Consider the following 24,760-nt stretch of genomic DNA (forward strand, 5'->3'; position numbering starts at 1 on the left):
ATAAAAAAACCGGCATCAAGCCGGTTTTTTTATTTCCACAAAATCAGAACTGGTAGGTCATACCCAGCGCGACGATATCATCGCTGCTTACACCCAGTTTATTGTCGTCATCAATCTGGTTGATTTTATAATCAACAAACGCGGACATATTTTTGTTGAAATAATAGGTTGCGCCCACGTCGATATATTTCACGATATCTTCGTCGCCAATGCCTTCGATGTCTTTGCCTTTAGATTGCACATAGCCAACGGATGGACGCAGGCCAAAGTCAAACTGATATTGCGCAACCACTTCGAAGTTTTGCGCTTTATTCGCGAAACCACCGGAGATTGGGGCCATATTGCGGGTTTCTGAATAGATAGTAGCCAGATAAATATCATTGGCATCATATTTCAGACCGGTTGCCCAGCCTTCGGCTTTTTTACCTTCACCGCGCGTCAGCAGGTTCTGCTCGTTGGTGCGATCGGAGTTAGCATAAGCACCAATGACAGAGAAATCGCTGCCGCCGAAGTCATAGCTCAGAGACGTACCGAAGCCATCCCCGTTCTGCTTTTTCACGTCGCGGTTTTCATTTTTGCCCTGGTATTGCAGGGTCATATCCAGACCGTCCACCACGCCAAAGAAGTCGGTGTTACGATAGGTGGCAAGACCGGAGGCACGCTTGGTCATAAAGTTGTCGGTTTGCGCCAGACCATCGCCGCCGAACTCAGGGAACATATCGGTGTAGGATGCGACGTCATACAGCGCCCCGAGGTTACGACCGTAATCCAGAGAACCAAAGTCTTTTAATTTAAGACCGGCAAACGCCAGACGCGTTTTCTGAGAAGAGTCGCTCTCTGCTTTGTTTCCGGCAAATTCTGCTTCCCAACGGCCATAGCCCGTCAGCTGATCGTTAATCTGCGTTTCACCTTTAAAGCCGAAACGCACGTAAGTCTGGTCACCGTCTTTAGCGTCATCATCACTGAGGTAGTGCATTGCTTTTACTTTGCCGTACACGTCCAGTTTATTACCGTTCTTATTATAAACCTCTGCTGCGTGAACAGATGCGGAAGCCACAACGCCCATTACCACTAATGCCAGAGTGCTCTTTTTCATTTTCAATCCTGAGTTTTATATACGCGCTAATATTCGCTGAACGCTAAGCCGACGCTTATGTTCCGTGAAAAAACAGGAAGGGTTTTATCGTCCGCGGGTGAACGTTTTATGACAATTTAAGAATATGTTTAAAAAAGTATGTTTTAATTTTTCAGTAATAAATTTGTCAAAATCAGCCGCTACGCTTCCTGATCCCGCGCAACAAAGTGTTTTGCTTTGTGCTAAGGCAGTTGGCAACGGGGCTGAGTCCTGTTAAAACGTTCGTTCGACATCATTTTCCCTTATCGTTGAACGGCAGAGAATCATGAGTGACAACCAGACGCTGGTGGTAAAACTCGGTACCAGTGTGTTAACAGGCGGATCGCGCCGCCTTAATCGCGCCCACATTGTTGAGCTTGTACGTCAGTGCGCTCAGCTGCATGCCGCAGGGCATCGTATTGTTATCGTGACCTCCGGGGCGATTGCCGCCGGGCGTGAACATCTGGGTTACCCCGAACTCCCCGCGACGATAGCCTCTAAACAGCTGCTGGCCGCCGTGGGACAAAGCCGACTCATTCAACTCTGGGAACAGTTGTTCTCTATCTATGGTATTCACGTCGGGCAGATGCTGCTGACGCGTGCAGATATGGAAGACAGAGAGCGTTTCCTGAACGCCCGCGATACCCTGCGCGCGCTACTGGACAACAATATCGTTCCGGTTATTAATGAAAACGACGCCGTGGCCACCGCTGAAATTAAAGTGGGTGATAACGATAACCTCTCTGCGCTGGCGGCGATTCTGGCCGGTGCCGATAAACTCCTGCTTCTGACCGATCAGCAGGGGCTGTTCACCGCCGACCCGCGTTCTAACCCGGAAGCCGAACTGATTACCGATGTTCACGGCATTGACGATGCCCTGCGCGCCATCGCCGGTGACAGCGTTTCAGGTCTCGGAACCGGTGGAATGGGCACCAAGCTGCAGGCCGCCGACGTCGCGTGCCGTGCCGGTATCGACACCATCATTGCTGCGGGCAGCCGTCCGGGCGTGATTGGCGACGTGATGGAAGGCATCTCTGTCGGCACCCGCTTCCACGCCCAGGAATCCCCGCTGGAAAACCGCAAACGCTGGATATTTGGCGCGCCTCCTGCGGGTGAACTCGTTGTCGATGAAGGGGCCACTGCCGCGATTCTGGAACGAGGAAGTTCATTACTTCCTAAAGGAATTAAAAGCGTGACAGGCAACTTCTCCCGTGGTGAAGTGATCCGCATCCGTAGCCTTGAAGGCCGCGACATCGCACACGGCGTAAGCCGCTATAACAGCGACGCGCTGCGCCGCATCGCGGGACACCATTCGCAGCAAATCGATGCCATTCTGGGCTACGAGTATGGTCCGGTTGCCGTACATCGCGATGACATGATTATTCGTTAAGGAGCCAGAATATGCTGGAACAAATGGGCGCAGCCGCGAAGGCCGCCTCTTACAAACTGGCGCTCCTTTCCAGCCGCGAGAAAAACCGTGTGCTGGAAAAAATCGCTGATTATCTGGAATCACAGTCCCAGGAAATTTTGCTCGCCAACGAGCAGGATCTGCTGGAAGCCCGTCGCAACGGTTTGAGCGAAGCGATGCTTGACCGTCTGGCGCTGACGCCGGCACGCCTGAAAGGCATTGCCGACGATGTCCGTCAGGTCTGTAATCTGGCCGATCCGGTAGGGCAGGTCATTGATGGTGGGCTGCTCGACAGCGGTTTACGTCTTGAGCGCCGCCGGGTGCCGCTCGGCGTTATCGGCGTCATTTACGAAGCCCGCCCAAACGTCACCGTTGACGTCGCCTCTCTGTGCCTGAAAACCGGTAACGCCGCTATTCTGCGCGGTGGAAAAGAGACATGGCGCACCAATGCCGCGACGGTGAAAGTAATTCAGCAGGCGCTGGAAGAGTGTGGCTTACCGGCGGGGGCCGTACAGGCGATCGAGAGCCCGGACCGCGCGCTGGTCAACGAAATGCTGCGCATGGACAAATATATCGACATGCTGATCCCACGCGGTGGCGCAGGCCTGCACAAGCTGTGCCGCGAGCAGTCGACGATTCCGGTGATCACCGGAGGTATCGGCATGTGCCATATCGTGGTCGACGACAGCGCTGAGATTGAACCGGCGCTGAAGATTATCGTAAATGCCAAAACCCAGCGTCCAAGCACCTGTAATACGGTAGAAACGCTGCTGGTGCATCAAGATATTGCGAACACCTTCCTGCCAGCTCTGAGCAAGCAGATGGCAGAGAGCGGCGTGACGCTGCATGCTGACGCCAACGCGCTCGCGCTGCTGCAGGATGGCCCGGCTAACGTCGTTCCCGTCAACGCGGAGCAGTACGACGACGAATTTCTGTCGCTGGATCTGAACGTGAAAGTGGTTGCGGATCTTGACGACGCCATTGCGCACATTCGTGAACACGGCACCCAGCATTCGGACGCGATCCTGACGCGCACGCTGCGCAATGCCGATCGCTTCGTGAACGAAGTGGATTCCTCAGCGGTGTATGTGAATGCCTCCACCCGCTTCACCGACGGTGGACAGTTTGGTTTGGGCGGCAGAAGTGGCGGTCAGCACGCAAAAACTGCACGCGCGCGGTCCGATGGGACTGGAAGCGCTGACCACGTACAACTGGATCGGCTTCCGTGACGATACGATTCGTGCGTAAATAATCACGGGTGATGCAAAAGTAGCCGTTTGATTCAAAAGGGCATTGACGCATCACCCGGATAGATCTAACCTTTTGCCCCGTGGTTACACTCGTAACCGGCCTCTCAGGGCCGATATAGCTCAGTTGGTAGAGCAGCGCATTCGTAATGCGAAGGTCGTAGGTTCGACTCCTATTATCGGCACCACCTAATAAAATCAATCAATTAGCGTAAAATATCTCACGGATTGTATCTTCAATTATCATCCTTGATAACATTTGGTAAGCGCTTTTGCGTTGTATCGGCTCAAGTATTGTACAACGTACTGGCGGGTAGTTACGAGGCTCAAGCCCAAACAGCATTAGAAATTATGCTATCCGTTGAAGCTGAAAGAGTTGCCGCAAGCGGTTAACAACATGTTTTAAACTACTGATCACTACGCTAAATGGCTAATGTTCGCGTATAGACTATTTCGACTTATGATTTTACGATGTAGATAAATCATACAAGGAGGATAGTTTATGAGCGCACAGGCAGAGGAAGGAACATTACGCCGGATGACCTTAGGCGAGATTGCAATGGCTCGCAGAGTGTTCGGTGATTCGATAGTGTATAGCCGTGTCTGGATTCATTGCGACAGCTATTTACCGTTCGGCCTACAGAAACAGAACTACGCGATGACTCCCAACGGGGAGTTGTGGTACAGAAAATCGATGTACAGAGAAGACTTTTCCGCAAATTCGGTTTTCGTCGAAGATAAATACGTTTTCATCCATGAATTGGGGCATGTGTGGCAACACCAACACGGACAATGGGTGAGAATGCGGGGGGCGTTTAGCTGGGCTGCTGAATATACCTACATGCTGGATAAAGAAAAGCTCACTGATTACTCTCTTGAGCAGCAAGCCTCTATTTTAGCTGATTACTGGTTACTGCTGGTTTATGGAATTAGTAAGTGGTCTTACTATCAGAGGCCTGGGCGCATGGGGATGTACAGAGGCGTAGATATGTTGCAGGATGTCCCTTCGCTTTACCAAAAAATCGTAACAGGGAAGGGGCGTTAAACATGAAGAACAAAATGTTGCTGGGTGTTGTATTCCTCTTAACAGGATGCCCCGGGCCTGGTGATCGAATGGTAGATCGTGAATCTACAACGGCATTTATCAAAGGTAATCAAGTTTGTGTGGTGTCGCCACTGGAGCCACAGGAACGGATCACTGCTATCCAAATCAACAGCGATAGTAGCGACACCCTTCACAAGATTTTTGATGACAAGCCTGTGTATGTTCAAAAGGGTGACTGTCTTCCTGTATTCGGATTTAAGTTTACACCTGGAGAGCGGTATAACTTCGCGTATGACGTCCAATCTGGTAAATCAGAATCGCATTTAGTCACCGCTGAATTTTCTTATCCCAAAAAATAAGGGGGCAAATCGCCCCCTCTGTGTCACTTCAACGCACGTATGTAATCAAGCACTCGATCAGGTACAAAGCGTGAGCAGTCTACACGAATCGCTATCAACTCGACGCTGATGACGCTGCCAACGTCTCTAAATCCTCCCGAAACAGATTGATCACACACATTTAAGCCCGATGTGTGGCCTTGGTTGTCCGGTCACGAAGTGATGACGCTTTGTGTCACCGTAGAACGGCCTTGTAGCTGCGTAAACAGGTGAATAGTGGAAACGACATGCAGGCTCTGCCAGCGCTTCACTCACGCTCTGAAAGGTACACGAGCATCCTGATAAGGTGTGATCCCTCTGACAATCTGATGAAGTCGCTGCGCTCCGCTTGTTGCTTGTACCACTCACGGGGCTTTATGGCTTCTATTGTCTGAAATCTGATACATTGCACAAACATCATGTGGATTGCTTTAAAGTTCATCAGTATGATTGCTTACACAATCAGCGATTGGGAAAACACTTCTGGAAGATAAGGGACGAGACGATATGAAAGTGACTGATGAGGCTTTGTTACGTTCAGGGTTTACGCAGCCCGAATTGCAGAAGATAAAAAGTAATATTGAAAAATATGGAGGAACGCTTGGAGAGGCTATAAATGACCTCGCCAGGCGATTTGTTACCTTGGCGGGAGTAGTGGCTGTGTGTGCCTTAATCCTACTGCTACTTATCATCTTCATCTCACCTGATAGAGCAGTTGCATGGGGGCTGGCGATGATCTTTGGGGCTGCCATTATGTCCTTCGCACAGCCGCCGGTAATTTCCTATAAATCCTGGCGTTACCGAAAAACTATCAAGGATTAACTAGTTCCATTTTCTGTTGTCAATAGATCGAAAATCACTTTTGCTTTAACACCATAACCGACAATCTTCATTGTTAGCTTAGGAGTGTTCATTGTGCTGACTTTGCGATAGTAATCGTGTGGAAGCCAGCGGAATAATCTCTAGGCTCCAGTTTTTCGAGCAAGTCCTACAATGCTGTACACATTGGCACCAAGAGAAACACCATTATAGAGAGCCAAGCCCGTGTTAGGATTAAATCCCATGAACTGGGCCGTATGCATCGCGGAGTCAGCAATGATACCTTGCGAGGGTTTATGTCCTGCTGGCTGATCAAAGTTGAGCACTTCTTTCGTTAATCCGTTCATTTGTAAAAAATCCTAGCTGAAAAATTTTTGCGAACTAAAAACCGCAGGCGGGTGCGGTGTAGTGCGATTTTGGTCAGGGAAGTATTTTTTGTCAGTATGACGCATTGCATGCTTTTAATGTGTTGATAAAAAATCAATGTCCGTCAGTAACTATGGTGATGTGTCACTTGAAAAATGTTGTAGAATAAAACTACCATTTTCATGTTAAAACAATAACGTTTTAGTAGGCGGGGGTTGTATGCTGGTTAGGGAGCACTATCTTGAAACTAAAAAGCTTCTCAATAATATTAAGCCAAAAGTAGTTGGTCGATGGTTATTGAATGATGGCTATTTTCCAGAGGAATACGTTTTACCCCCTAGTTTCAAAGTCGGAGGGGTTAAACTAAATCGAGAGCCGTATTTTGATAACCTAAATAATCTCAAAGAGAAAGAGATTGTTAATGTGTCATATCCTAAAACATCACTCACTCATCGTATTTTTGGTATACAGCATCCCAAGTTTTATCATGATATGGTCTACTGGCTTGTCAAAGATTGGCAGTTAGTAGTGAACCATCTTTTTAATGATGAAACTAAAATTTTTACATACAGTTTGCCTATTCCTGTTACTAAAACTGAGGGGGGGGCTCTGTCACCCATACGTTCTGGAAGGATGATATATGAGTGGATTGAGATGGCTGAAAGGGATCTGATTGTTGATGCAGTAAACTATAGTTACTTAGTTAGAACTGATATTACCAATTTTTATGCCTCAATATACACTCACAGCATCCCTTGGGCATTACATGACAAAAATATATCACGTAACGATAAAGAGTACACTCTGTTAGGTAATAAGCTTGATAGATTGCTACAATACTCAAATGATAAAAAAACAAATGGTATATCAGTAGGGTCTGCTCTAAGTGATTTGATTGCGGAAATAATTCTTTCCAAAGTTGATAGAGATGTATCATTAAAGCTCAAGGATATCGACTTTGTTGGTGTTAGATTTAAAGATGATTATCGAATTCTCTGTAATAGTGAATCTGATGCTAAGAAAGTATTAAAAAATATTTCTGATGAACTGAATAAGTACAACTTAAATATCAATGAGTCCAAAACAAAAATAAATAAGCTACCAAATGGGCTTTACAGAGAGCATTCTAAAAAATATTACCCGTATTCATTGTCAGGAGCAGAGTCTTTTTCATTCAGAGAGTTTGAGCAAGCGGCACTCAAGGCGTTGGATATTCATTATGAGTATCCTGGCACAAGTATACTAAATAAATTTATTTCTGAATTAACTAAAAAAGATAGATTGAAGATTATTTTCTCCAAAGATAAGGCCAAGAAACTCAAGGAAATCAAAAAATTAATAAGCCTGCTTTTTATGATAAAAAGAGAGTCTGAAAAAGTAATGGGGAATGTTCTTGCTATTATCGATCTTGTTTTTCTAGAGCATAAAAAGTCACACCCTGAAATAAAAGAATTTATTAAAAGCATTATTATCGATGATGTTAAACGTTCCTCAGCAAAAGATTCTGTTTTCGATGTACTTTGGTTAGTGTTTTTTACCAAGTTCAGGCAATTTGGAATGGGTGATGTATCTAAGTATGTTGATAGTGTGCTTATCAATAGCAATAAATTTTATCAATGCCTTGTTAATAATAAACCCATTTTTAATGATGACAAATACACATTATTTAAAAAACCTAAAGATCTTAATGAAATCATGTTGATTGAATATGTTGATTTGTTTAAAAGGGATTGATCAATGCATAACGATGAGAATTATAAAAAATGGGCGAGAATATTAGAGCCAAAAGCATTAAAGGAAAGAGTTATTTCTTATTCTATTTTTATTGCATCCTTTGAACTTCTAAAAGAAATTGTAATTGGAAAGTTAGAGCGCTTTTACTTAAGTTTTGGAAACGAAGATGAATTCGTAGAGTACAGGGAAAAAGTTTTAAATAGAAATAACAGTAGGCTTTATGCATCGATAAGCTGGTTGACGGAACATAACGCTTTAGAACAGTGTGATATCGAAACATTTGAACGCCTAAAAAAAATCAGGAATAAACTTTCTCATGAAATGTTTGATTTAATTCCTGAGGCTGATTTACTTAATGTAACCGATGAGATTAATACAATAATTTCTCTCACACGAAAGATTGAGTTATGGTGGTTTTATAATCTTGATATGGCCATTGACCCAGATAGCTATCCCGCAGATCTGGATCTTGATGAAGTGATGCCTATGACCGTACTTCTCTTACAGGTCATGCGCGAAGTTGCGTTAGGAGATGAGCAGGCTGCTCACAATATGTTTGTCGAGTTTACCCGCAACTACAAGAGAGACCATACTTGATCATAATGCCCCTAAGCAGTAACCCATCGGGGGCATTTTGAAGGTGCGTAAATTAAAAATATAATAAAAACAATTGGTTAGATTGGCGTTTTTGCGCCTATTATCTTTTTAACGCAGCCTTCTGACAATCAAATAAATGACATTTTCCCCCTTGTCAAAGAGATTTATGGCAACTCAGCCATTACATCCCACTGACAGCTCCGGCAAACCATCACACATCTCCTGCAACTCATTAAACATCCTTGCCACATGGAAACCATCGCACACGGAATGATGGACCTGTACCGCCATAGGCAACAACACTTTCCCATCCTGCTCGTAGTATTTTCCAAACGTGAACATAGGGGAGAAGAAATTCTTCATGTGCGCAATGTTCATAGTAAAGTTAGTAAACGTTACCCAGGGAATTGACGATACGAAAAAGACATTTTCCCGTGACTCTTCTTTCGGCCAGTAAGAAAGGTTATTGCCATAGCGCGCAACGTCTTCTGCATAGGTGTTCTGGAAGTGTTGCATATTGCCGTCGTAGTGGCTCCACAATGACGAAAAGGTCTCCGTTTCGGGATGGAAAATGGTATAGCTTGGATGGATTTCATTCCATATAACCAGCTCATTGTCCTTCATGGCCATACGGAATTCCGGATGCCGGTTCATGATTTTAGAAAGGAGGAAAATAATCGTCGGGTAAAACTTCCAGCCGACCTCTTTGATATGTTTTCGCAGCACGGTAATGTCGATCAGAACCGTTTGGTTAATTGTACACTCAGCAAATGACTGGAATACCTCAAAATGTTCTTTCCTTGCCCAACGAGATAAATCAACAGGCGTATATTCCGGCATTGTCTTTTTCATTTTTAACCCTTTGATTATTAAAATGGATTTAGGTCATAAACAGCCCTAACACCCATTCAACTGCACCTGATTACCTCGTTAACCTCAGGCTGAGGTTTTCCGAACAGGTATCCCTGCACGAGATCGCAGCCAAGCACCTGAAGACGTTCAAGCTGCTCTTCGGTTTCAACGCCTTCAGCAATGACCCGCATATTGAGGCTCTTGGCCATGCCGGTAATCAATTTAACGATATTCAGTGCTTCATTTTGCGTGGATATAGAATTCACAAAGGATTTGTCTATTTTGATTTTGTCAAAATTCAGTTCACTCAGTCTTGAGAGTGAAGAATATCCCGTCCCGAAATCATCGATAGAAATTTTTACCCCCAACGATCTCAGCTTTTTAAGAATACTGATCGGCATGTTGCTGTCGCTGAAGAGCGAAGACTCGGTAACCTCTAGCTCAAGGCGGTTAGCCGGTAGTCCTGTCTCTTTTAGAATGGACTGCACCATCGTCGTAAACGATTTGCTGCCCAACTGAATCGGTGAGACATTCACAGAAATTCTCGCCGGAACGGCCCAGGAAACCGCTTCACGGCAGGCAATCTCAAGCACAATTTTGCCAATTTCATTGATCTTGCCGGTTTTTTCGGCAACGGAGATGAAGCTATCCGGCGACAGAATTCCCCTCACAGGGTGTTTCCAGCGAATAAGCGCTTCATAGCCGTAAATTTCATTGCTGAATGAATCGACAATAGGCTGGTAATAAACAACGAACTCATTGTTATCAAGTGCCAGCGCCATATCATGTTCGAGGGTTCTGCTTTCCTGCAATTTTTGCAGCATCCACTGACGGAAGACTTTTATCTGCTGTGAACCCTCTTTTTTGGCCTCGTAGAGCGCCAGATCGGCAAATTTATAAAGATAATCAGAGCGCCGTTCATTATCAGATAAAACGATACCCACACAGGTGGCAATTTTTATCAGTTGGTTATTAATGGTATAGGGCTGGCTAATATGATTACTGATTTCTTTTGCGCGCGAAACGGCTGCCGTTTCGGTGAGGCCACTCGACAGAAGGGCAAATTCGTCTCCGCCCAAACGGTAAAAGGTATCAGTGGCACTGCTCATTGAGGTGAGCCGTCTGGACACCTGATTCAACAGTAAATCACCGGCATCATGGCCATAGGTATCGTTGACCTCTTTGAACCGATCTAAATCAAATAACATCACCGTGACAGGGATGTGGTTTTTGTCTGCCTGAAGATTAATTTTGCTGAGATCGTCCCAGAAGAAAAGGCGGTTTTTCATGCCGGTCAGGGAATCATGATAAACATCATACTCCAGCTTCGCGTTCTGTATTTGCAGCTTTTCTTTTGATATCTGAAGTTCGTCAGCAAGGCTTTTAACCTGCATGTGTGCTTTAAGAATGTTTTTATTCTGGTAGATCATTAAGAACCCCAGAATAAAGCTTAATATCACCAGAAGTAATGAAAGTGCAGAATAGATATAATAGAGTATTTGTATTTTTCTATTGGATTCATTAATCGTATTAATATCTTTTGTTAACGCACTTGAAGAGAGTTGGCTGAGTGGCGCGTCGAGCAGATGCATATTAGACAAATATTTTTTTAACTCTGCATGGCTCATTTTTTCCAGATGACTATCCAGATAAGAAAGTATTTCTTCCAGGCGCGCAGCGAGCGCCTGATGCGTTTTATCGCTTTCAATATAGCGACCTAAATCTCCCCCCTTCATTAACTCACCCTGGCTGAGCATAATTTCGAGGCGCATGCGGGCCTGGTCTATCGTAACCTCATCGGTATCGGTTGCGTACAGACCAAGCCATGATTCAAATCGGTAATACTCTGATACCAGTTGAGCCACGGACCAGGACTCAGTGTAGTGAGTCAGTTTTTGCAACTCTTGCTGACGATCGTAAACAAGAAATGCAATGTATCCTGTCGTGATAAAAAGAGAAAAAATGATACCAACCAGTATCCTGTTCATTATGTTCTCCCGAACTGCTATTCAATCTTCATTTTGCTAACCTGCCATGCCGAGCGCGAGTAATAAATCTGATTATTCAATTCAGGAAGACTGTCATAAGGGTAAACAATGAATGATGGGCCTTTATCGCGAATGCGCATATATTCGCCATTGATCTTTAAAGCAAGTATGGCATTGTATTTTTTAAAGTCGCTGAGAGGGATCTCGGTAGCGTAATCATTGAGCGCAATAACATTAACGACAGAACCCTTCGCGCCAACATAATCCATGAGTTTGCCCATTGGGACACCCTCAAATTTTGTACGACCAGTGTACCAGGGAGATGTCGTCTCAAAACTCACCATACCCAGTTTTTCAAGGCTGGCGAGATCAAACACTGCTTTTCCCTCTTCATTGGTATTTTCTATATTACCGTAAATCGTCAAAATGGGTTTTCCAACGGGTTTTGGCAGTTCGCCAGCCCAGGCTAAACTCTGTACCAGACAGCATACCAACATTAGGGTTAATCGCATTATGGCCTCCACTTTTGAACAGAAGTATAAGAATTATAATTTAGATATCACACTAGTTTTTATATTTTGTTGATGAACAATGATTTTTACAGAACATGGCTCATGTAAATGCTGTAAAATCAATTGGTTATGTTTTTCGGAGACAGGGTGAACGCAGGGAGAGCTACGCTTAAGTTTTTGAATCAAGACAACGTGGTTTGAAGAAGCGCTCATACATTTAAAAATCGATCGCTTTAATTGATTAATATTTTCTCAGAGCGGATATTTTACAGGCAGGGAAAAGCCGGCTTTGCAGGCCGGACTTTATTAGCGTCGGTTTCAGGACTTCTGCGTTGGTTTTCTCACAGACTTGCCGCTTTTTGCCATGCTGGCAAAAACGCAGTCGCGATAGATCCACGCATGGACTAACGCTGCCGAGATATGCGCCAGCACAACAGCAAAGAGCAATTTTGCCAGAAGGCTATGTGCGTCGTGGCACCATGCATAGAGTGCCGGACTCGTCGGTACAATGGGAGGAAGGTTAATTCCATTAAACATTATGACCGGCGCACCTGCGGCCGAGACTTGTGCCCAGCCTAATAATGGCATGCTTAGCATTAATGCATACAACACCCAGTGTGAGGCCTTTGCGGCAAGCGTTTGCCAGTATGGCATCTCAACAGGAAGTGGCGGTGTCCGGCTAACGATCCGGTTGATCAGGCGAATCAGTGCCAGCAGCAAAATAGCGATACCCAATGGGCGATGCAGATTTATCAACTCAATCCGGTGATGTAATGATGTCATCACGGCGGCACCGATGAATAACATGGCCAGGATCATCGCCGCCATAAGCCAGTGCAGGCCACGCGCCAGGGTATTAAAATGCTGAGGTGCTTTATCCTGTCTGCTTTTATTGGAATTCATTTTTCCTCCTGCTTTTGAACCGCTTCGGTCGCTTTTCCATAGCCGATTTCCCGCTCACGGCGACTAAAAGAGTGCGAGTAGGCGCCAGAACGGGCATTCAGGACGGGATCGTCAGATACCTCTACACCCGCAGGAACGATTGAGGGATCAAAGTTAACGTCGCGGCAGGGCCCCTCTGCTTGCGCCTCGACGCGGGTCACTTCCAGCGTACCGGCCACAACTTGCTTACGTTCGTTCGGCCATGGTTGAGAAGGATCATCCACCGGATCGCCCGGTTGTGCGAGTTGCAATACCATATCCCAGTAGATGGGTTTCTGAGCCAGTCGCTGGCCGATGCTTTCGAACAGGAAGTCATGATCGACCTTCTGCCGTATTGTCTCATCCAGCGGCATAAACGGATCGTGCGGGCGCATCATCCAGCGTACCGGCTGTTTATGGCCTTGAGCGTCTACAAGGTAAAAAGCATTAATGCTGTTAAACGTCGCACCGGAAAAGCTACCGGGAGCCGGAGTTTGTGCCGCCCACGCGAGGTATTTCTTTGCTTCAGGGTACGCTTTTAAAAATGCAGCAAGGCGCTGTGGATCCGGTTTGCCGGTGGACTCATCTACCGCGAGCGCTTTTGGCATCGCGAGGAAACCTTCAGGATCCCGTGTTGCGAAGAAAGGCACGTTGTTCATTGCCATACGCCATTGCTGTTTGTCGTCCGTTTTAAGCAACAGCGCCATGCTCAGCGTTTTCGTAGAGGTGTCCGCGGCATGAGGGTTACCGGTGCCAATAGAGAATCGTCCTACAACGGGGGTTTTAGATTGGGAAAAGAGACGTGCGGTTGATAAAGACGATGCGGCACCGTCTGGCGTGAACGTACCCGCAAAGCAGATGCCTTTGCCGTGCGCACGACGAAAGCCGGCAGGAAACGGTTTCGGTGTTTCTGACACTAACGACTGACTGACGGTACGAGATCCGATCCATCCCGCAGTCCACGCAAATAGGGATGCTAATACCCCAGCTATGACAGCGATCGACGCCAGCGCTCCCCAGGTTTTTTTGGATTTGAAATCCAGCTTATACATAGACGTTTTTCCATAGCAGAAATGTAATACCCGTCACGCCCAATAATGAAAGCGAAACATTCATTAATTCAGAGGTAATAGAGAAGACGATTATGTGTAAATAATCGCAGTGGCACTTATGCTGAGAACGGATATATTCGTGTTAAGTATTTTATCGAACAGGTCACGGTTCTTTTCGAGTATATAAGCCAGGCAGGCAAAAAAAAGAATATCACGAAAAGTTTATACTTTGCGGCTGAGGGGGGGCGGTTTAAGCTTAGCGCTTAGCGCCCTGCTCGTGCCCTGGCAGCATTGAAGCGACTCGAGGTAAATATCTGCTCCCCTTCTGAAACTATTGGCCGGCTAACCCGCTTCCAGCATCCCAAAGCTCACAATCCGCGAGCGGCCTAGCTCTTTCGCCCGATACAAGGCCACGTCTGCAGCGCGCAGCAGGCTGTCACTCTGGGCATGTTGCGGGTAGCTGGCGATACCAATGGATACATCCACCGGACCAATCTCGGTCAGCCCATAGCGAAGCGACAGCTCATGCACGCCGTTGTAAATTTTCTGCGCACAGGCATGCGCTTCTTCTTCATCGGCACCGGAAAGAAGAACCAGGAACTCTTCGCCACCGTAGCGGAAGGCCATACCCGTATTATGCGTGGCGCGCTGAACAACCGACGCCACGCTTTTAATGACCTGGTCACCCGCTTCATGACCAAAGCGGTCATTAATGCTCTTGAAGTGATCGATGTCGATCATCAGGCAGCTTACCGGTTGCTCGCTTCGCATGGCCTGCGCCATTTGCGTCCGCAACGTATCTTCCAGGTGATGACGGTTACGCAAACCCGTGAGCGGGTCGAAGAGCGCTTTTTCCAGTAGAGCATCGCGTAGCTTCTGGTTGGCCAGTGCCAGCCCCAGCGCTTCAGCCATAAGTTCAAGATAAGCGCGGGAGGGCGCGGTTTCAGGGGTGATGTTCTGGAAAGAGAGCAGGCCGATGGCTTCGCCCTGCGCAATGAGCGGAACGCACAGGGACGAGTGTGCTTGCGATTCTGGCAGGTGATAACAACCAATGTCCGGCTCACCGTTCACCGGGGGATGGCTCTGCCCGCGCCGGACGGCCCAGCATTCATCCGGATGGAATGCGGGTGTGTCACCCTCCGGGGACAACCATTCTGCTGCGCAGCGCATCTGCCAGGGTTCGCGATCAAAAATATATAACCGCCCGGAAACGCCCGGCGCAATATTGGGCGCAAATAGCTCTGCCACATTAATAACGTCGGCGAGGTTTTCACAGCCCTGCAACCGCTGGGTCATACGAGCCAGCAGCGCGCGGATCGCCCAGTCGGCATCGCGCTCTTTTTCCAGCTGCTGTCGCACCAGCCCGTTCTCGCGGAAGATGCGGATGGCCTGGGCCATATCGCCTATTTCATCAATCTGGGTAAAGTTTGGCGTTTCAACGGCATAGTCCTGCGAAGCCAGCCGGTGTACGACGTCGCTCAGCCGAACCACCGGGTGAAGCACACGACGCTTGAGAATAAAGCCCATCACGAACAGGAAGAGCAGGGCCGTGAGGCCGACCATCACTTCCGACACCGTGCGCAGTGCTTTCGATGTTTTGGTGGCCGCCTGTACGTCGGCAATGATGCGCTTATCCAGTATTTGGCGGAAATGATTAATCTGGCTCTGCGCGCGCTCCATCTCTTGTTCGTAGACAGGGCCATAAAGCAGGGCAACGGCCTGCTGTTGCTCGCCACGGGCTATGCTGTCGAGTGCGGTTTGCTGCTCGTCCTGCAGTTCCTCAATGATTTTTAAACCTTCCTGAAGCAGCATGAGTTCTTCGCCGGAGGCGCCGTTATCTTTTAACTGCACCAGATGATGCTCTATGCTTTTTAATTCGCTCTCTTTTTGCCGATATTCTTCCCGAATAGAGGGTTCTTTTTTGATGACGAACAGGCGCGCTAAATCAGAGAGCATCCAGGTATTTGTCTCGATCTCTTCCGTAAGTTGATCAAACACCTGCCGTTGCTTAACGGCCTGACGTTCAACGTTATCAGCGTTGGATGCCATGAGCATAACGATGCCAGAAGCGAGGGTCAGGCACACCGTGGCACCGTAGGCCCAGTTTGTGATCGTGGCGATTCGCACCTGTGGGATCCTTCTACGACAAGAGTGGGGAGGCGTTTTTCAAATTATAGAAAATGTTTGATTTAGCGTGAAAAGAAAGGCGGCAATGAGCCGCCTGGAATGAAGAGAAACATCATAGATCTGGCCGGTTTTTTCCTTCTTCGATGAAGTCTGCGTCCAGCTCTTCGGCGTTACCTTCGTGATCGCGCCCTGAGAACAGGTTCCAGCAGGCGATAAACAGCGCGGCAATCAGCGGCCCGATGACAAAGCCGTTAATGCCGTACAGCTCCATGCCGCCGAGGGTGGAGATTAGAATCAGGTAGTCCGGCATTTTGGTGTCTTTGCCTACCAGCAGCGGGCGCAGAATATTGTCCACCAGCCCGACGATAATCACGAAGAAGCCGACAATAAACAGCCCTTGCCACAGCTGGTGGGTGGCGAACAGGAAGATGGCCGCAGGCACCCAGACAATCGCCGAGCCGACGGCTGGCACCAGCGAGAGGAAGGCCATCAGCGCGCCCCAAAGTATGCTGCCATCAATGCCTGCAATGGCAAACGCAATCCCGCCGAGCGTGCCCTGCACCACGGCGACCACCGCCGTGCCTTTTACCGTCGCCCGAGAGACGCCGACGAATTTGGCGAACAGGTGCTGTTTGGCAAAATCAGACAGCGGCAGGGAATCAAGGATCTGGCGCACCAGATAGGGGCCGTCCTTGAGCAGGAAGAACAGCAGATAGAGCATGATGCCGAAGCTGATGGCAAAACCGAACGTCCCCTTACCGATCAGGAACGCGCTGCCTGCCAGATACTGACCACCCTGCAACGCCACGTCAGAGAGTTTTTTCTGGATTTGCGCGGCGTTAGTCAGGTTGTGATCCGCCAGAAAACCGCTGGCCCAGTCCGGCAGACGGTTAAATATGCTCGCGATCACTTCCGGGAATTGCGTGTTGTTCGCTTGCAGCTTGGTGTACACCACGTTCAGCTCAATGGCGAGCGAGGAGAGGATCACCATCAGCGGGATAAAGACGATCAGGCAGATAATGCACAGCGTCAGGAACGAGGCCAGCCCGTTGCGATCGCCAAGCGCAGCGCGCAGTTTGTTTTTCACCGGGTTAAAGATAATGGTCAGGATGGCGGCCCACAAAATCGCGGAGAAGTAGGGCGACAGCACGTCGAAGAAGGCCCAGGTGACGAGGGCGAGAATAAAAATGAAGAAACCTTTGGTCAGTCCATTAAAGCGCATAGTGATTCCTGGTAACGAATAAGCAGTGTCGACTATAGAACTGATTTGAGGATTTACCAATAATTCTGCGGCTGGCGTGTAGGGCGATGGCTTCGCCTGACCCGGCTTATCAAACCTCAATAATGTGTTATGTTTTGACGAGATTTTAAACAGCTCAGGACGACAGCATGGAAAAGATCTTATCAGGCGGGTGCTTATGCGGCGCGGTTCGCTTTACCGCTGCCAACGGGGGCAATGTGCATACCTGTTCGTGCGATATTTGTCAGAAACACACTGGCGCACAAACCGTCGTATGGATTGAGTTCCCGGCGGAAGACGTGCAGTGGACCGGTCCGGGTGGACGTCCGGCGACATGGCGATCGTCGGACTACTCCAGCCGGGCGTTTTGCCCCACCTGCGGCAGTTCTATCGGCGCGATTGATGATTCACCCACCGTTGCCTTATTTACTGGCGTGTTTGACGATCCGGACCAGCCGGAGTTTGCCCCGGAAAATCACTCCTTCGACGACATGATGCCTGCCTGGTGGCGACATACCATGAGGGAAGCGTAAAAGTATGATCCGAGGGTTTGTCGATACCACTTTCGCCTGACCGAGAATCTCAGTTATTCACGCCATGCTGTAAGCATCTGCTTGCGGAGGTGCTTATGGCCTGGCGTCCGATTCTCTATGTGATCCTCACAACCCATCCCCGACTCAGCGCGCGGCGTGCCCGTCTGCGACTGGTCATCTAGCTTTTTATTAACAATCGCGGTATAACACACCTTCTTTGGATGTTTAGATGTCCATACGTTTAGAAGGTAATATGCAAACACAACAAGAAAATGGGCAGCTTAAGCGCACCATGAAAACACGCCACCTGATTATGCTTTCGCTGGGTGGCGTGATTGGCACAGGGTTATTTTTCAATACGGGTTATATCATTTCGACGACCGGGGCGGCGGGCACGCTGCTGGCGTACCTGATTGGCGCGCTGGTGGTCTGGCTGGTGATGCAGTGTCTGGGGGAGCTTTCCGTGGCGATGCCGGAAACCGGCGCGTTCCATGTCTACGCCGCCCGCTATCTTGGCCCGGCGACGGGCTACACCGTGGCGTGGCTCTACTGGCTCACCTGGACGGTGGCGCTTGGGTCGAGCTTTACCGCCGCCGGGTTCTGCATGCAGTACTGGTTCCCGCAGGTGCCCGTCTGGGCCTGGTGCGTGGTCTTCTGCGCGGTGATTTTTGGCCTCAACGTCATCTCGACGCGCTTCTTTGCTGAAGGTGAATTCTGGTTTTCGCTGGTGAAAGTCGTCACTATCATTGCCTTTATTATTCTCGGCGGGGCGGCGATCTTTGGTTTTATCCCGATGCAGGACGGTGCGCCCGCGCCGGGTTTGAGCAATATCACCGCCGAAGGCTGGTTCCCGCACGGCGGCCTGCCGATCCTGATGACCATGGTAGCGGTGAACTTTGCCTTCTCCGGGACCGAGCTTATCGGCATCGCGGCGGGTGAAACCGAAAACCCGCACAAGGTCATTCCGGTGGCGATCCGCACCACCATTGCACGCCTGATTATCTTCTTTATCGGCACCGTGTTTGTGCTGGCGGCGCTGATCCCGATGCAGCAGGCAGGGGTGGAAAAAAGCCCGTTCGTGCTGGTGTTCGAAAAGGTCGGTATTCCTTATGCGGCTGATATCTTTAACTTTGTGATCCTGACGGCGATCCTCTCGGCGGCGAATTCCGGTCTGTACGCGTCTGGACGCATGCTGTGGTCGCTCTCGAATGAGAAAACGCTGCCGCGCTGCTTTGCCCGCGTCAACAAAAACGGCGTGCCGCTGACGGCGCTGTCGGTTTCCATGCTCGGCGGGGTGCTGGCGCTGTTCTCAAGCGTGATTGCGCCGGACACGGTGTTTGTGGCGCTGTCTGCAATTTCCGGGTTTGCGGTGGTGGCGGTGTGGATCAGCATCTGCGCGTCGCACTTCGTTTTCCGTCGCCGTCATTTGCAGTCCGGCCAGCCGCTCTCTGCGCTGCAGTACCGTGCGCCGTGGTATCCACTGGTGCCGGTGCTCGGCTTTGTCCTCTGCGTGGTGGCCTGTGTCGGCCTGTGGTTTGATCCGAGCCAGCGCATTGCGCTTTACTGCGGGCTGCCGTTTGTCGCCCTGTGTTATGGTGCGTACTACCTGACCCGTAATCTGACATCGCAGGAGCCTGAACATGTCGCAGAATAATCCGCTTACCGCCCTCCTTGAAAAGCAGCCCTTCGTGGTGCTGGATGGCGCGATGGCAACGGAGCTGGAAGCGCGCGGCTGTAACCTGGCAGACAGCCTCTGGTCTGCCAAAGTGCTGGTTGAAAACCCGGATCTCATCCGCGAAGTGCATCTTGATTACTACCGCGCGGGTGCGCAGGTGGCGATCACCGCCAGCTATCAAGCCACGCCTGCGGGCTTTTCCGCGCGCGGTCTGGACGAGGCGCAGTCCCGCGCGCTGATTGGTAAAAGCGTGGAGCTGGCGCGTAAGGCGCGCGAAGCGTATCTGGCTGAAAATCCGCATGCGGGCACGCTGCTGGTGGCGGGATCTGTCGGGCCATACGGAGCCTATCTGGCGGATGGCTCAGAGTATCGCGGCGACTACGTGCGCAGTGCGCAAGAATTCACCACCTTCCATCATCCTCGAGTGGAGGCGCTGCTGGATGCGGGCGCTGACCTGCTGGCCTGCGAAACCCTACCGTCTTTTGAGGAGATTAAGGCGCTGGCGGCGTTGCTGTCTGAATATCCCCGCGCCCGGGCGTGGTTCTCGTTCACCTTACGCGACAGCGAGCACCTGAGCGACGGTACGCCGCTGCGTGAGGTGGTCAGCGTACTGGCGAATTCTCCGCACATTGTTGCCCTGGGCATTAACTGCATCGCCCTGGAAAACACCACCGCGGCGCTGAAGCATCTGCAAAGCCTGACGGCGCTGCCGCTGGTGGTCTACCCGAACTCGGGCGAGCACTATGACGCGGTAACCAAAACCTGGCACCACCACGGTGAAGCGTGCGAGACGCTGGCAGGGTTTCTGCCGCAGTGGCTGGCTGCCGGGGCGAAGCTGATTGGCGGATGCTGTCGCACCACGCCGAAAGACATTGCTGAGCTGAACGCGCAGCGGTAATCATGACTCCCGGTCAGCGGTTACGCAGGCCGGGAATAATTCTCTTAATACACTTCCCGATATTTCTTCCTGGCCAAATGAGATGCCTGTCCCAAATGGATAACATCAGTTCGTGCACGAATGATATTATCCCCTGACCTCGTTTCTTTTTGAATTAATGTAATTACCTTTCATACTCCAGCAACAAGTTTGCGTTGATAATTTCGTGCTTATGACTGTCATTGTGGGTTAAAAAGTTAAGTTTTAGATTGATAATCTATCATTCCTGGTTAGTTAAGTATAAAAATCTAACTGTTGGAGGATTTATTTTTATTATTCTAATTAAACCTCTTATTTAAGCATGTCTTTTGTTTTTGTTCTGGTAGGGTATTTTGCCTTTTATTTTTTCATCGTCGGGTTACTATTTATTGCATCAGCGAAGCGCAGGGAGATATGCGTAAGTTCAACTGAATTTGCTGATGACGATGTTTAAAAGATTATTTGATCGCTGAGTAATTTAATTAAGCCCAATTTTCGGGCGGGGCGCATATTGCCCAAATTCAGCCATCAAAAATCTTCTGTGTGTGTCATTCACTTAATTTACAGGACGATTTTTATGAAAATGAACAAACTCTTTACTGCACTGGTTCTGGCTTCTGGTATGGCTGCTTTCGGTGCTCAGGCAGACCAGGGCAGCGGCGTTGTGACCTTCACCGGTTCCGTTATCGACGCGCCATGTTCAATCGCGGCAGGTGACGAAGATCAGACCATTAGCCTCGGCCAGGTTTCCAGTTCCGCGGTGGCGAACGGCGGCACCTCTACGCCGGTTCCATTCTACATCCACCTGGAAAACTGCTCTGTTGAGACCGCTACCACTGTGACCACTACCTTCTCCGGCGCGGATTCCAGCGTTGACGGAGCGGTGCTGGGCGTGACCGGCAATGCAACCGATGTTGGCGTCGTGATGACCGACGGCGACAGCAACACCATCACCCTGGGTGAAGCCACTGTTGGCCAGAACGTCGTTAACGGCGACAACACCCTCACTTACTCCGCGTACATCATCGGTGGTGAAGCACCAACCGAAGGTGATTTCACCGCTGTGACTAACTGGACGCTGGCCTACGAATAAGCCCTGACCTTATTTCGATGACCCGTCAGACGGCCTTTGCTGGCCGTCTGATATTCGATACCGACTGAATAAGTGAAAAGGGTTTGCTATGGGTTATATATTTTCGAATACAACAAAAATAGTTAAAACACTCCCTTTTCTCCTGTCTGGTTGTTGCCTGCCTTTATTTGCTGCAAACCAGGGGGAGGGTGCCGTCCTTATTCAGGGGGCGGTGCTCTATACACCCTGTGCAATTGATCTTGGTAGCCGCGATCAAACCATTGATATGGGCGATACGCCCGTGACGGAGATTGCCACCAAAGGCTATGGCCCCACACGTGCATTCACCGTTCGCTTAATTAATTGCCTGATGCTGCCGACACCCGGGAACGGGAGATATGACTCCGAGTACTACCAGATAACGTTTGAGCCAATGACGGGCGCAGACCGGTTTTACGTGCGTGGAGACGCACAGGGAATTGAGCTGGCGATCCGCGATACCGACGGCAATATCGCCGCGCCCGGCGTGGCCTTTCCCGCCAGAGAGGTCACGGCGGGCAGCATGAACCTGAATTATTCGCTTCAGCTTGTCAGCAACGGACAGCCGCTCAAAGCCGGGGATTACCAGTCTCTGATCCGCTTCAGAATGGATTACAACTGAGATGAAAAAAACGATACGGACATTCCGACGCTCAACGCTTAGCGTGCTGATTTTGGCTCTAATCGTGCCGGTGGCGAAAAGCGGGGCCGACGATGACATTCAGTTCAATACTGACGTGCTGGACACGCAGGACAAGAGCAATATCGATCTTAGCCACTTTTCGCGTCGCGGCTATGTCATGCCCGGCGACTACACCTTCAGCATCATGGTGAACAAAGACATTCTGCGCGAAGAGCAAATCGTGGTGTATCCGGACGGGGAAAACGGCCAGGATAGCCTGATTTGTCTGACGCCGGATCAGCTCTCCCGCTTCAATCTGAAAGCCAGTGTCATGGATAATTTGCGCTGGCTGCGTAATGGTGAGTGTCTGGACAAAGCCAGCCTCGAAGGGCTGGATATGCGCGTCGACCTGGCAAAGGACACGCTCTATCTGGCGATCCCGCAGGCGTGGCTGGAGTATACCGCGCCAAACTGGGATCCGCCTTCGCGTTGGGATGACGGTATTCCGGGGGTGATTGCCGACTACAACCTTAATCTCCAGGCGCAGCAAAATCAGACCGGTTCTGACAGCCAGAATATTAGCGGGAATGGGGTATTTGGCGCCAACCTGGGGCCGTGGCGTGCCCGCGCCGACTGGCAGACTAACTGGAACAAACGTGACGGTTATACGGACAAGGATTTCTCCTTTAGCCGTTACTACCTCTACCGCGCCATTCCTTCACTGAAAGCAAAGCTGACGGTGGGGGAGGATTACCTCAGCTCCGATATCTTCGATACCTTCCGTTTTAGCGGCGTTAGCCTGAATTCCGATCTCAGCATGTTGCCGCCGAGTCTGCGCGGCTATGCGCCCGAAGTGACAGGGATCTCCCGATCGGGGGGTAAAGTCACTATCAGCCAGCAGGGGCGCGTGATCCACGAAACGCAGGTCGCCGCCGGGCCATTTCGTATTCAGGAACTGAATGATGCCATCTCCGGCACGCTCGACGTGCGAGTCGAAGAACTGGACGGCAGCGTGCAGGTTTTCCAGGTAACAACGGCGTCCGTTCCCTATCTGACCCGCCCGGGTGCCGTGCGCTATAAGCTGGCGGCAGGTAAACCCCCTGAGTGGGGGCACAGCATGACCGGGCCGATGTTCACCTCCGGAGAAGCCTCCTGGGGCGTGGCGAATGGCTGGACGCTTTACGGCGGCTCGGTTATTGGCGGTGACTACAATGCCCTGTCGGTGGGGATCGGGCGCGATCTCTTCATCCTCGGCGCGCTGGCCTTCGACGTAACGCAGTCGCGGGCGGTACTGCCTTCTGAAGGCACGCTGTCCGGTACCTCTTACCGGGTGAGCTACTCAAAAACTTTCGACGAGTATGACAGCCAGGTCACCTTTGCCGGGTACCGCTTCCCCGAACGTGACTTTATGAGCATGTCGGAGTACCTCGATACCCGCTACGGCAGCGGCACGTCGCACAGCCCGAAAGAGAAATACACGGTGTCGTTTAACAAACGCTTCCGTGATGTCGGGCTGAGCGCTTACCTCAATTACAGTCATCAGACCTACTGGAACAGCGCGGATAACGATCGCGTAAGCCTGTCGCTGTCGCGCTATGTCGATCTTGGTCCGTTCAAGAACATGAGCGTATCGCTCACGGCCTACCGCAGCGAGTACTACTCCCTGAAGGATGACGGGGCCTACATTTCGGTCTCGCTGCCAATAGGTAACGGCACCTCGCTCAGCTATGGCGCCACAATTAACCGCACCGATAACACCCACCGCGTGAGCTATTACGGCCGTGTGGATGAGCACAATAGCTTCCAGGTCAGCAGCGGCCTTTCCCGCAGCGGCCCGACGGCGTACGGCTACTACACCTGGCAGGGCGATAGCGCCCAGGTGCAGACCAATGCCAGCTACCAGTCCGGCAGCTATACCTCGCTGGGCATGAACGTGACCGGCGGCCTGACCCTGACTAACGAAGGGGGCGCAGCGCATCGCTCGAACGCGCGGGGCGGCAGCCGCGTGCTGGTGGATACCGCAGGCGTCAGCGGCGTGCCCGTTAAGGGATCCGGCGCCTCGGTGAAAACCAACCGATTCGGGAAGGCGGTGATTGGCGATGTGAACAGCTACTACCGCAATCCGATCCGCATTGACGTCGACAAGCTTGATGAAAATGCTGACGTCACCCGATCCGTCTCACAGGCCACGCTCACCGAAGGGGCGATCGGCTATCGCCAGTTTGACGTAATTGCGGGTGGTAAAGCGATGGCCTTTATCCGTAAGGCTGACGGGAGCTTCCCGCCGTTTGGGGCCTCGGTGATGAATGAGAGAAACCAGGAGACGGGGGTGGTGAATGACGAAGGAAGCGTCTGGCTAAGCGGCATTCAGCCAAACGGCAAAATGACCGTCAAATGGGATGGACACGCCCGCTGCGTGGTGCATTTGCCAACCGTTCTGCCAGCCGTGCTGGAGAACCTGCTTTTAACCTGTGTGCCGGAATAACCGGCCTGAATATAAGATG

Annotated in this window: 20 protein-coding genes, 1 tRNA gene and 2 pseudogenes; 14 read left to right on the forward strand and 9 right to left on the reverse strand. The window is 50.2% G+C overall.

Going from position 1 to position 24,760, the window contains the following annotated elements; all coding sequences use genetic code 11:
- Positions 1 to 43: 43 nt before the first annotated feature.
- Complete coding sequence (phoE, locus tag ENTMO_RS0105385; RefSeq protein ID WP_010427906.1) at positions 44 to 1,096, reverse strand: phosphoporin PhoE; 1,053 nt, start codon at positions 1,094 to 1,096, stop codon at positions 44 to 46.
- Positions 1,097 to 1,400: 304 nt separating this feature from the next.
- Here phoE and proB point away from each other — a divergent pair, with 304 nt between their 5' ends.
- The 6 genes and pseudogenes from proB to ENTMO_RS0105420 all read left to right on the forward strand — a co-directional run bounded on the left by proB (position 1,401) and on the right by ENTMO_RS0105420 (position 6,013).
- A complete protein-coding gene (gene proB, locus ENTMO_RS0105390) occupies positions 1,401 to 2,504 on the forward strand; it encodes a glutamate 5-kinase (protein ID WP_010427908.1) in 1,104 nt (367 codons plus the stop codon).
- An 11-nt stretch (positions 2,505 to 2,515) separates the two neighbouring features.
- Positions 2,516 to 3,770, forward strand: a pseudogene (gene proA, locus ENTMO_RS23860) (glutamate-5-semialdehyde dehydrogenase).
- Positions 3,771 to 3,881: 111 nt separating this feature from the next.
- Positions 3,882 to 3,957: transfer RNA gene (locus tag ENTMO_RS0105400), tRNA-Thr, on the forward strand.
- 314 nt (positions 3,958 to 4,271) lie between these two features.
- Positions 4,272 to 4,814, forward strand: a complete 543-nt coding sequence (locus tag ENTMO_RS0105405) for a type IV secretion protein Rhs (RefSeq protein WP_010427910.1) — start codon at positions 4,272 to 4,274, stop codon at positions 4,812 to 4,814.
- Between the two features lie 2 nt (positions 4,815 to 4,816).
- Entirely contained in the window at positions 4,817 to 5,173 is a 357-nt protein-coding gene (locus ENTMO_RS0105410; RefSeq protein ID WP_010427912.1) for a putative T6SS immunity periplasmic lipoprotein, read from the forward strand.
- A gap of 525 nt (positions 5,174 to 5,698) precedes the next feature.
- Positions 5,699 to 6,013, forward strand: a complete 315-nt coding sequence (locus ENTMO_RS0105420; RefSeq protein ID WP_010427914.1) for a hypothetical protein — start codon at positions 5,699 to 5,701, stop codon at positions 6,011 to 6,013.
- Here ENTMO_RS0105420 and ENTMO_RS25080 read toward each other — a convergent pair.
- A pseudogene (locus ENTMO_RS25080) lies at positions 6,010 to 6,357 on the reverse strand (DUF4225 domain-containing protein); the annotation flags it as partial. The gene ENTMO_RS0105420 and the pseudogene ENTMO_RS25080 overlap by 4 nt on opposite strands.
- Positions 6,358 to 6,595: 238 nt before the next feature.
- On the opposite strand from ENTMO_RS25080, the gene ENTMO_RS0105425 reads away from it, so the two are divergent.
- Positions 6,596 to 8,110: an RNA-directed DNA polymerase gene (locus ENTMO_RS0105425; protein ID WP_010427918.1), complete on the forward strand. Its 1,515-nt coding sequence runs from the start codon at positions 6,596 to 6,598 to the stop codon at positions 8,108 to 8,110.
- A gap of 3 nt (positions 8,111 to 8,113) precedes the next feature.
- On the forward strand, positions 8,114 to 8,707 hold the full coding sequence (locus ENTMO_RS0105430) for a hypothetical protein (RefSeq protein WP_010427919.1): 594 nt from the start codon (positions 8,114 to 8,116) through the stop codon (positions 8,705 to 8,707).
- A gap of 174 nt (positions 8,708 to 8,881) precedes the next feature.
- Here ENTMO_RS0105430 and catA read toward each other — a convergent pair whose 3' ends face one another.
- The 7 genes from catA to ENTMO_RS0105465 form a co-directional block, all read right to left on the reverse strand.
- Positions 8,882 to 9,559, reverse strand: coding sequence for a type A chloramphenicol O-acetyltransferase (gene catA, locus ENTMO_RS0105435; RefSeq protein WP_029484988.1), 678 nt, complete (start codon positions 9,557 to 9,559; stop codon positions 8,882 to 8,884).
- Between the two features lie 56 nt (positions 9,560 to 9,615).
- Positions 9,616 to 11,547: a bifunctional diguanylate cyclase/phosphodiesterase gene (locus ENTMO_RS0105440; protein ID WP_010427921.1), complete on the reverse strand. Its 1,932-nt coding sequence runs from the start codon at positions 11,545 to 11,547 to the stop codon at positions 9,616 to 9,618.
- A 17-nt stretch (positions 11,548 to 11,564) separates the two neighbouring features.
- Positions 11,565 to 12,059, reverse strand: a complete 495-nt coding sequence (locus tag ENTMO_RS0105445) for a putative pterin-binding protein (protein ID WP_010427922.1) — start codon at positions 12,057 to 12,059, stop codon at positions 11,565 to 11,567.
- Between the two features lie 318 nt (positions 12,060 to 12,377).
- Positions 12,378 to 12,962, reverse strand: a complete 585-nt coding sequence (locus tag ENTMO_RS0105450) for a cytochrome b (protein ID WP_010427923.1) — start codon at positions 12,960 to 12,962, stop codon at positions 12,378 to 12,380.
- On the reverse strand, positions 12,959 to 14,032 hold the full coding sequence (locus ENTMO_RS0105455; RefSeq protein WP_010427924.1) for a catalase family peroxidase: 1,074 nt from the start codon (positions 14,030 to 14,032) through the stop codon (positions 12,959 to 12,961). The genes ENTMO_RS0105450 and ENTMO_RS0105455 overlap by 4 nt, the downstream gene beginning before the upstream one ends.
- A gap of 342 nt (positions 14,033 to 14,374) precedes the next feature.
- Positions 14,375 to 16,159: a diguanylate cyclase gene (locus ENTMO_RS0105460; protein ID WP_010427925.1), complete on the reverse strand. Its 1,785-nt coding sequence runs from the start codon at positions 16,157 to 16,159 to the stop codon at positions 14,375 to 14,377.
- Positions 16,160 to 16,271: 112 nt separating this feature from the next.
- On the reverse strand, positions 16,272 to 17,381 hold the full coding sequence (locus ENTMO_RS0105465; RefSeq protein WP_010427927.1) for an AI-2E family transporter: 1,110 nt from the start codon (positions 17,379 to 17,381) through the stop codon (positions 16,272 to 16,274).
- Between the two features lie 167 nt (positions 17,382 to 17,548).
- Between ENTMO_RS0105465 and ENTMO_RS0105470 the strand changes: the two genes are divergently transcribed.
- The 6 genes from ENTMO_RS0105470 to ENTMO_RS0105495 all read left to right on the forward strand — a co-directional run bounded on the left by ENTMO_RS0105470 (position 17,549) and on the right by ENTMO_RS0105495 (position 24,741).
- On the forward strand, positions 17,549 to 17,932 hold the full coding sequence (locus ENTMO_RS0105470; protein WP_010427929.1) for a GFA family protein: 384 nt from the start codon (positions 17,549 to 17,551) through the stop codon (positions 17,930 to 17,932).
- A 253-nt stretch (positions 17,933 to 18,185) separates the two neighbouring features.
- On the forward strand, positions 18,186 to 19,586 hold the full coding sequence (gene mmuP / locus ENTMO_RS0105475) for an S-methylmethionine permease (protein WP_010427931.1): 1,401 nt from the start codon (positions 18,186 to 18,188) through the stop codon (positions 19,584 to 19,586).
- Positions 19,573 to 20,505, forward strand: coding sequence for a homocysteine S-methyltransferase (gene mmuM / locus ENTMO_RS0105480; RefSeq protein WP_010427933.1), 933 nt, complete (start codon positions 19,573 to 19,575; stop codon positions 20,503 to 20,505). The genes mmuP and mmuM overlap by 14 nt, the downstream gene beginning before the upstream one ends.
- Before the next feature lie 595 nt (positions 20,506 to 21,100).
- Positions 21,101 to 21,616: a fimbrial protein gene (locus tag ENTMO_RS0105485; RefSeq protein ID WP_010427936.1), complete on the forward strand. Its 516-nt coding sequence runs from the start codon at positions 21,101 to 21,103 to the stop codon at positions 21,614 to 21,616.
- A gap of 211 nt (positions 21,617 to 21,827) precedes the next feature.
- Positions 21,828 to 22,256 carry a fimbrial protein gene (locus tag ENTMO_RS0105490; protein ID WP_237702312.1) on the forward strand — a complete coding sequence of 143 codons (429 nt, stop codon included), beginning with the start codon at positions 21,828 to 21,830 and terminating at the stop codon, positions 22,254 to 22,256.
- A gap of 1 nt (position 22,257) precedes the next feature.
- On the forward strand, positions 22,258 to 24,741 hold the full coding sequence (locus ENTMO_RS0105495) for an outer membrane usher protein (protein WP_010427940.1): 2,484 nt from the start codon (positions 22,258 to 22,260) through the stop codon (positions 24,739 to 24,741).
- The last annotated feature ends 19 nt before the right edge of the window (positions 24,742 to 24,760 follow it).

It is taken from the genome of Enterobacter mori LMG 25706 (assembly GCF_000211415.1).
GTDB lineage: Bacteria > Pseudomonadota > Gammaproteobacteria > Enterobacterales > Enterobacteriaceae > Enterobacter > Enterobacter mori.